The sequence below is a fragment of the Pseudomonas baetica genome (assembly GCF_051216495.1).
GTDB classification, from domain to species: domain Bacteria; phylum Pseudomonadota; class Gammaproteobacteria; order Pseudomonadales; family Pseudomonadaceae; genus Aquipseudomonas; species Aquipseudomonas baetica_B.
In genome coordinates, this window is sequence record NZ_JBPKAM010000188.1 from 1 (window position 1) to 6848 (window position 6848).

6 protein-coding genes are annotated in these 6848 nt (G+C 60.0%); 2 read left to right on the forward strand and 4 right to left on the reverse strand.

From position 1 onward, the window contains the following. Positions 1 to 90 precede the first annotated feature (90 nt). The gene (gene dacB / locus ACSFE6_RS30640; RefSeq protein WP_435431117.1) at positions 91 to 1551 is read right to left on the reverse strand and encodes a D-alanyl-D-alanine carboxypeptidase/D-alanyl-D-alanine endopeptidase; all 1461 of its coding nucleotides are present in this window, start codon (positions 1549 to 1551) and stop codon (positions 91 to 93) included. Between the two features lie 233 nt (positions 1552 to 1784). Between dacB and ACSFE6_RS30645 the strand changes: the two genes are divergently transcribed. Next, entirely contained in the window at positions 1785 to 2129 is a 345-nt protein-coding gene (locus ACSFE6_RS30645; protein ID WP_435431118.1) for a YggL family protein, read from the forward strand. 50 nt (positions 2130 to 2179) lie between these two features. Here ACSFE6_RS30645 and ACSFE6_RS30650 read toward each other — a convergent pair whose 3' ends face one another. After that, on the reverse strand, positions 2180 to 3370 hold the full coding sequence (locus tag ACSFE6_RS30650) for a benzoate/H(+) symporter BenE family transporter (protein WP_435431119.1): 1191 nt from the start codon (positions 3368 to 3370) through the stop codon (positions 2180 to 2182). Positions 3371 to 3631: 261 nt separating this feature from the next. Here ACSFE6_RS30650 and ACSFE6_RS30655 point away from each other — a divergent pair, with 261 nt between their 5' ends. Continuing rightward, positions 3632 to 4396: a GntR family transcriptional regulator gene (locus ACSFE6_RS30655; RefSeq protein WP_435431120.1), complete on the forward strand. Its 765-nt coding sequence runs from the start codon at positions 3632 to 3634 to the stop codon at positions 4394 to 4396. A 177-nt stretch (positions 4397 to 4573) separates the two neighbouring features. On the opposite strand, the gene guaD is transcribed toward ACSFE6_RS30655, so the two are convergent. After that, on the reverse strand, positions 4574 to 5878 hold the full coding sequence (guaD, locus tag ACSFE6_RS30660) for a guanine deaminase (RefSeq protein WP_435431121.1): 1305 nt from the start codon (positions 5876 to 5878) through the stop codon (positions 4574 to 4576). A gap of 23 nt (positions 5879 to 5901) precedes the next feature. Next, positions 5902 to 6744 (reverse strand): xanthine dehydrogenase accessory protein XdhC, encoded by an 843-nt coding sequence (gene xdhC, locus ACSFE6_RS30665; protein ID WP_435431122.1) that lies wholly within the window; start codon positions 6742 to 6744, stop codon positions 5902 to 5904. Between the last annotated feature and the right edge of the window lie 104 nt (positions 6745 to 6848).

Consider the following 6848-nt stretch of genomic DNA (forward strand, 5'->3'; position numbering starts at 1 on the left):
GCTCGCGAAAGCGGTCTATCAGTCACATCAATGTTGAATGTGCTGCCGTCTTCGCGAGCAGGCTCGCTCCCACAGTAGTTTGTGGTGTGCTTACAACACCGAAGCCGTCTGCGGCAGTTTCGGTTGGCGATACAGGTCCAGCAGCACCTGATCGAGCACCGACGATGCACCGAACGGCGCCTTGTCGTTGAGGATCGCCACCACCGCCCAGGTATTACCGTTCACGTCGCGGCTGAAGCCGGCAATGGCGCGCACGGTGTTCAGGGTGCCGGTCTTGACGTGGGCTTCACCGCGCATCGCGGTGGTCTTCAGGCGTTTGCGCATAGTGCCGTCGGTACCGGCAATCGGCATCGAGCTGATGTACTCGGCGGCGTAGGGGCTGCGCCATGCGGCTTGCAGCATCGACGCCATTTCCCGGGCGCTGACGCGTTCGGAGCGGGACAGACCGGAACCGTTTTCCATCACCAGGTGCGGCGCGGTGATGCCTTTTCTGGCCAGCCACTGACGCACGACGCGCTGGGCCGCCTTGGCGTCGTCGGCGTCGGCATCGGTGCGGTATTTCTGGCCCAGGCTCAGGAACAACTGTTGGGCCATGGTGTTGTTGCTGTATTTGTTGATGTCGCGGATGATTTCCGCCAGGTCCGGCGAGAACGCCCGTGCCAGTACCTTTGCATCTTTCGGCGTTGGCGCCAGCACATCCCGGCCCTGAATGCTGCCACCCAGTTCCTTCCAGATCGCGCGCACGGCACCAGCGGTGTAGGTGGCGTGGTCTAGCAGCGACAGATAAGTCTGCGAGCTGCAACCTTCGCCCAACTGACCGCCGACCGTGACCGTCACGCTGCCATCGGCCTGGGGAACCGGGTTGTAGCGTACGCCGCCGGTGCATTGTTTGGAGTTGAGCGCCTTGACCTGGTTGTCGATGCGGATGCTGGCGATGGGCGGTTCCACCGACACCAGCACCTTGCCCGAGTCGTTGCGCGCAACAAAGCGCAGGGCCTTGAGGTTGACCAGCAAGGCATCGGGTTTGACCAGGAAAGGTTTGTTCTCGTCGTTGCCGTCGTCGTTGAACTCAGGCAGTTGCGGCTGCACGAAGAAGTTTTTATCCAGCACCAGGTCGCCGGTGACCTGGGTCACGCCATTGGCGCGCAGGTCGCGCATCAAAAGCCAGAGTTTTTCCATGTTCAGTTTCGGGTCACCACCACCCTTGAGGTAGAGGTTGCCGTTGAGGATGCCGCCGCTGAGGGTGCCGTCGGTGTAGAACTCAGTCTTCCACTGGTGGTTCGGGCCGAGCATTTCCAGGGCTGCGTAGGTGGTGACCAGTTTCATGGTCGAAGCCGGGTTGACTGACACGTCGGCGTTGAAAATGGTGGGTGTGCCGGGGCCGTTAAGAGGAATCATCACCAGCGACAGGGCGTTGTCCTGCAACTTGCTGGCCTTGAGGGCTTTTTCAACGTTGGGCGACAAGGCGGTGTTGATCGGTTCGGCGGAAACGGGAAGGGCCAGCGGGAATAGAAGGCTGGCCAGCAGCAATGGACGTAACGATTTAATCATCTGAAATAAAACCCTGCAGTCGAGGGGAAAAAGACGAGGGCATGAACATAAAAGCCCTTAGCGGTCATGAAAGTGTCGGCATTATGCCCCAAGGTATTGTGTCTTGTGCCGTGCCTTGGTCCTGTTATCGGCTGTTTTTTTACCGGCGGTAGGGTGCGCACCGTTCAGAGGCGGGCAATTGGCGGCTTAAACTGCTAAAGTGCCGGCCGTAATTACTTAAGAGGATTGTTCCAATGGCGACTAACCGTTCCCAGCGTCTGCGCAAAAAACTGTGCGTCGATGAATTTCAAGAGCTGGGTTTCGAACTGAACCTGGATTTCAAAGAAGATTTGGCTGACGAAGCCATTGATGCTTTCCTCGATGCGTTCCTCAAAGAGGCCATGGAAGCCAACGGCCTGGGTTATGTTGGCGGCGACGACTACGGTCTGGTTTGCCTGCAGAAGCGCGGTTCGGTGACCGAAGAACAACGTGCAGCCGTTGAAGCCTGGCTCAAGGGCCGTACCGAGCTGACCAGCGTTGAAGTCAGCCCGCTGCTGGACGTGTGGTACCCGGAAAAGCCGATCAATCCGGTAGCTTGATGTTCTGAAAAAACGGCGACCCGAGGGTCGCCGTTTTTTTGTGAAGTTATTCAGGCCTTGCACCAGTTCAATATCACCAGCGTCACCACCCCCGCCACAATCCCCCAGAAGGCCGATCCGATGGAAAACAGCGTCAGTCCCGATGCCGTGACCATGAAGGTGATCAGCGCCGCTTCCCGTTCCTTCACTTCACTCATGGCAATGCTCAGGCCGTTGATGATCGAGCCGAACAATGCCAGGGCGGCAATCGACAGCACCAGTTCCTTGGGCAGCGCGGCAAACAAGGCTGCCAATGTCGCGCCGAACACACCGGCGATCCCGTAGAAAACGCCGCACCAGACCGCCGCGGTGTAGCGTTTGTTGCGATCCTCATGGGCATGTGGCCCGGTGCAGATTGCCGCGCTGATGGCCGCAAGGTTGATTCCGTGGGAGCCGAATGGCGCGAGCAACAAGGAGGCGATTCCCGTGGTGGTGATCAGCGGCGAGGCCGGCACGTGGTAACCATCGGCGCGCAACACGGCGATGCCCGGCATGTTTTGCGAGGTCATGGCCACCACAAACAACGGAATGCCGATGCTGATCGTGGCGGCGAGGGAGAAGTGCGGCGTGGTCCAGACCGGCGTGGCCACCTCCAGCTGAAACGCGCTGAAGTCCAGCAGTCCCATGAGTCCTGACAATGCCGTGCCGATCAATAACGCGCCCAATACCGCGTAGCGCGGCGACAGGCGTTTGACCATCAGATAAGTGAAAAACATGCCCAGCACTAACGCGGTCCGATGCTGGGCGGCGACGAAGATTTCGCTGCCGATCTTGAACAGAATCCCTGCCAGCAACGCCGCCGCCAGTGACGCGGGAATTTTTTTGACCAAGCGCTCGAAGCTACCGGTCAGGCCACAGATCGTCACCAGCACCGCGCAGGTAATATAGGCCCCGATGGCTTCGCCATAGCTCACGCCGCCCAGGCTGGTAATCAGCAACGCTGCGCCCGGGGTCGACCAGGCGATGGTGATGGGGGTGCGATAGCGCAACGACAGGCCGATCGAGCACACCGCCATGCCGATGGAAATCGCCCAGATCCATGACGAAATCTGCCCACTGGTCAGGCCCGCTGCTTGTCCGGCCTGAAACATCAGGACCAGGGAGCTGGTGTAGCCGGTCATCATGGCGATGAAGCCGGCGACGATGGCCGAGGGTGAGGTATCGGCCAATGGACGGAGTTGGGTGTGGGTGGCGTCGTTCATGACGGCGGTGTTCCTGTTTCTGCTGAAGATTGTTCCTCTGTAGGAGCGAGCATGCTCGCTCCTACAGAGAGGGGGTTTAAGCCTAAACTCAAATCTAAGCAGGCGTTGCTATACAGCGGAGGCGGCAAACAGCCGTACAGTCGTGTTGCCACCATCCATTGTGTACAATCGCAGTGTTTTTTACGCGATACTTGCCAGCGACCCACTGTGCCGTATTACAGTCACGGTCTATTCGCCGCAGTTCTCCCGACTCGAGTGCCCATGAACGAACAGTTGCAACCCCTCAAGAAACAACCGCGAGCAGGCAAAGCCGGCCGCAGCGGTACCCAGGACGATATTGTCTATGCGCATATCTTCGAGGCCATCCTCGAACAGCGTCTGGCGCCCGGCACCAAGTTGAGTGAAGAAGCGCTGGGGGAAATTTTCGGGGTCAGTCGCACCATCATCCGTCGAGCGCTGTCGCGTCTGGCCCATGAAAGCGTGGTGCTGCTGCGGCCCAATCGCGGCGCCGTGGTTGCAAGTCCGAGCGTCGATGAGGCGCGTCAGGTGTTCTTCGCACGCCGTCTGGTTGAGCGGTCGATCACCGAGCTGGCGGTTCAGCACGCCACCGCCGAGCAGATCGCCGAATTGCGCCAGATGGTCAACGACGAGCGCGACAGCTTCTCTCGTGGCGATCGTGGTGCCGGCATCCGCCTGTCGGGCGAATTCCACCTGAAACTGGCCGAAGCGGCGAAAAACGCGCCGTTGATCAGCTTCCAGCGCAGCCTGGTGTCCCAGACATCGCTGATCATCGCCCAGTACGAAAGCGGTAACCGTTCCCACTGCTCCTACGACGAACACACCCAGTTGATCGACGCGATCGAAGCGCGCAACGGTGAGCTGGCGGTGGACCTGATGATGCATCACATGGATCACATCGACAGCAAACTCAACCTCGACGAAGAAAGTGCGTCGGATGATTTGCATGCGGTGTTCTCGCATTTGTTGCAGACCAAGAAGCCCGGGCGGTCGTCAGCGAAAATCTGATAGACCGTGTTGCCCCTATCGCAGGCAAGCCAGCTCCCACAGTGATTTGTGGGGTTCACAAGATTTGCGTTCCACCGCGAGTCCTGTGGGAGCTGGCTTGCCAGCGATGGCGGCAGTACAGGCAAAAAAATCCCCCGGGCTGTAAGGCTACGGGGGATTTTTTATGCCTGTAAAACCTTACCGCTGATGCACCAGATTCCCCGCCGCATAGGTCTGCAGCACCGTCCGGTCATCCCCAAGCGTCATCAACACAAACAACGTCTCGGCAATGTTGTTCGCCTGTTTCAAGCGATAACCGAGCAGCGGCGTGGCGTTGTAGTCCAGCACCACGAAGTCGGCGTCGGTGCCCGGTTGCAGGTTGCCGATCTTGTCCTCCAGACGCAGCGCACGGGCGCCGCCGAGGGTGGCCAGGTACAGCGACTTGAATGGACTCAGGCGCGCACCCTGCAGTTGCATGACCTTGTAGGCTTCGTTGAGGGTTTGCAGCAGCGAGAAACTGGTACCGCCGCCGACGTCGGTGCCCAGGCCGACATTCAGTTTGTGCTTCTCGGCCATCGGCAGGTTGAACAGGCCGCTGCCGAGGAAGAAGTTCGAGGTCGGGCAGAACGAAATCGCCGAGCCGGTTTCGGCCAGGCGCGCACATTCGTCGTCGCACAGGTGCACGCCGTGGGCGAACACCGAGCGCTCGCCGAGCAACTGATAGTGATCGTAGACGTCCAGGTAGCCCTTGCGCTCCGGGAACAGTTCCTTGACCCACTCGATTTCCTTGAGGTTTTCGCTGATGTGGGTCTGCATGTACAGATCGGGGTATTCGGTCAGCAACTGGCCGGCCAGGGTCAGTTGTTCCGGGGTGCTGGTCGGGGCGAAGCGCGGGGTAACCGCGTAGTGCAGGCGACCCTTGCCGTGCCAGCGCTCGATCAGCGCCTTGCTTTCGAGGTAGCTGGATTCGGCGGTGTCGGTCAGGTAGTCCGGGGCGTTGCGGTCCATCATCACCTTGCCGGCGATCATCCGCAGATCCAGTTGTTGCGCGGCTTCGAAGAACGAGTTCACCGATTGCGGATGCACGCTGCCGAATACCAGGGCGGTGGTGGTGCCGTTGCGCAGCAGTTCCTTGATGAAGATGTCCGCGACTTCGTCGGCATGGGCTTTATCGGCAAACTGGCTTTCGCACGGGAAGGTGTAAGTGTTGAGCCAATCCAGCAGTTGCTCGCCGTAGGCGCCGACCATGCCGGTTTGTGGCAGGTGGATGTGAGTATCGATGAAGCCTGCGGTAATCAGCGCGTCCTGATAATGGGTGATTTCGATATCGGCGGGCAGGGCCGGCAACAGTTCACTGGCGTGACCCAGGGCACTGATTTTGCCGTTATCAACCACCAGCAAGCCGTCTTCGAAGTACTCGTAAGAGGCTTCGATGCCCACTTCGGCGGGGTCAGCGATGCTGTGCAGGATGGCGGCGCGGTAGGCTTTGCGAGTCAAAGGCATGGGATTCCCGGTTCTCAGTCTTATCAATTGGACGCTTGGCTGCGGCGCGAAGCGGGCAGCAGTTTGGCAATCGATCCGGCGCTGGCGGTGTGCTGGCCGAAATTCGCGTTATAGGTGGCGATGATTTCGCCGGCGATGGAGATGGCGATTTCCACAGGCAGCTTGCCTTTGACTTCGCCGATGCCCATCGGGCAGCGCATGCGTTGCACCACGCTGCTGTCGAAACCGCGGTCGCGCAGGCGATGTTCGAACTTGACCCGTTTGGTCTTCGAGCCGATCAGGCCGAAGTAGGCGAAGTCGTTGCGCTTGAGGATCGCGGCGGTGAGTTCGAGGTCGAGTTGGTGGTTGTGGGTCATGACAATGCAGTAGCTGCCGGCGGGCAGGTCGTCGATTTCGTCCACCGGCTCTTCACTGACGATCTTGCGTACGCCGTGGGGGATCTGTTCGGGGAACTCTTCTTCCCGCGAATCGATCCAGCGCACCCGGCAGGGCAGGCCGGCCAGCAGCGGTACGAGTGCGCGGCCGACGTGGCCGGCGCCGAACACGGCGATCTGCGCCTGGACCTGGCCCATGGGTTCGAACAGCAATACCGTCGCGCCGCCGCAACATTGGCCGAGGCTGGCGCCAAGGCTGAAGCGCTCCAGGTGGGTGTCCTGCTTGCCGCTGGCGAGCATTTCGCGGGCGATCTGCATGGCTTTGTATTCCAGATGCCCGCCACCGATGGTGTCGAAGGTCTGGCGGGCGCTGATGACCATCTTCGAGCCGGCATTGCGCGGCGTCGAGCCAAGCTCTTCGATGATAGTCACCAGGACGCAGGGTTCCCCCTGGTCTTGCAGGTCGGCGAGGGCGTCGATCCAGTTGTACATGTTCACCTCGACATCGTTGTCGTCTGTTCGGGCCTCGTGTGTAGGGGGGGCGTTTCCCCCACTGTTTGGTCGTTTCCTATTGGGGTATGGAATCTTCTGGGGGA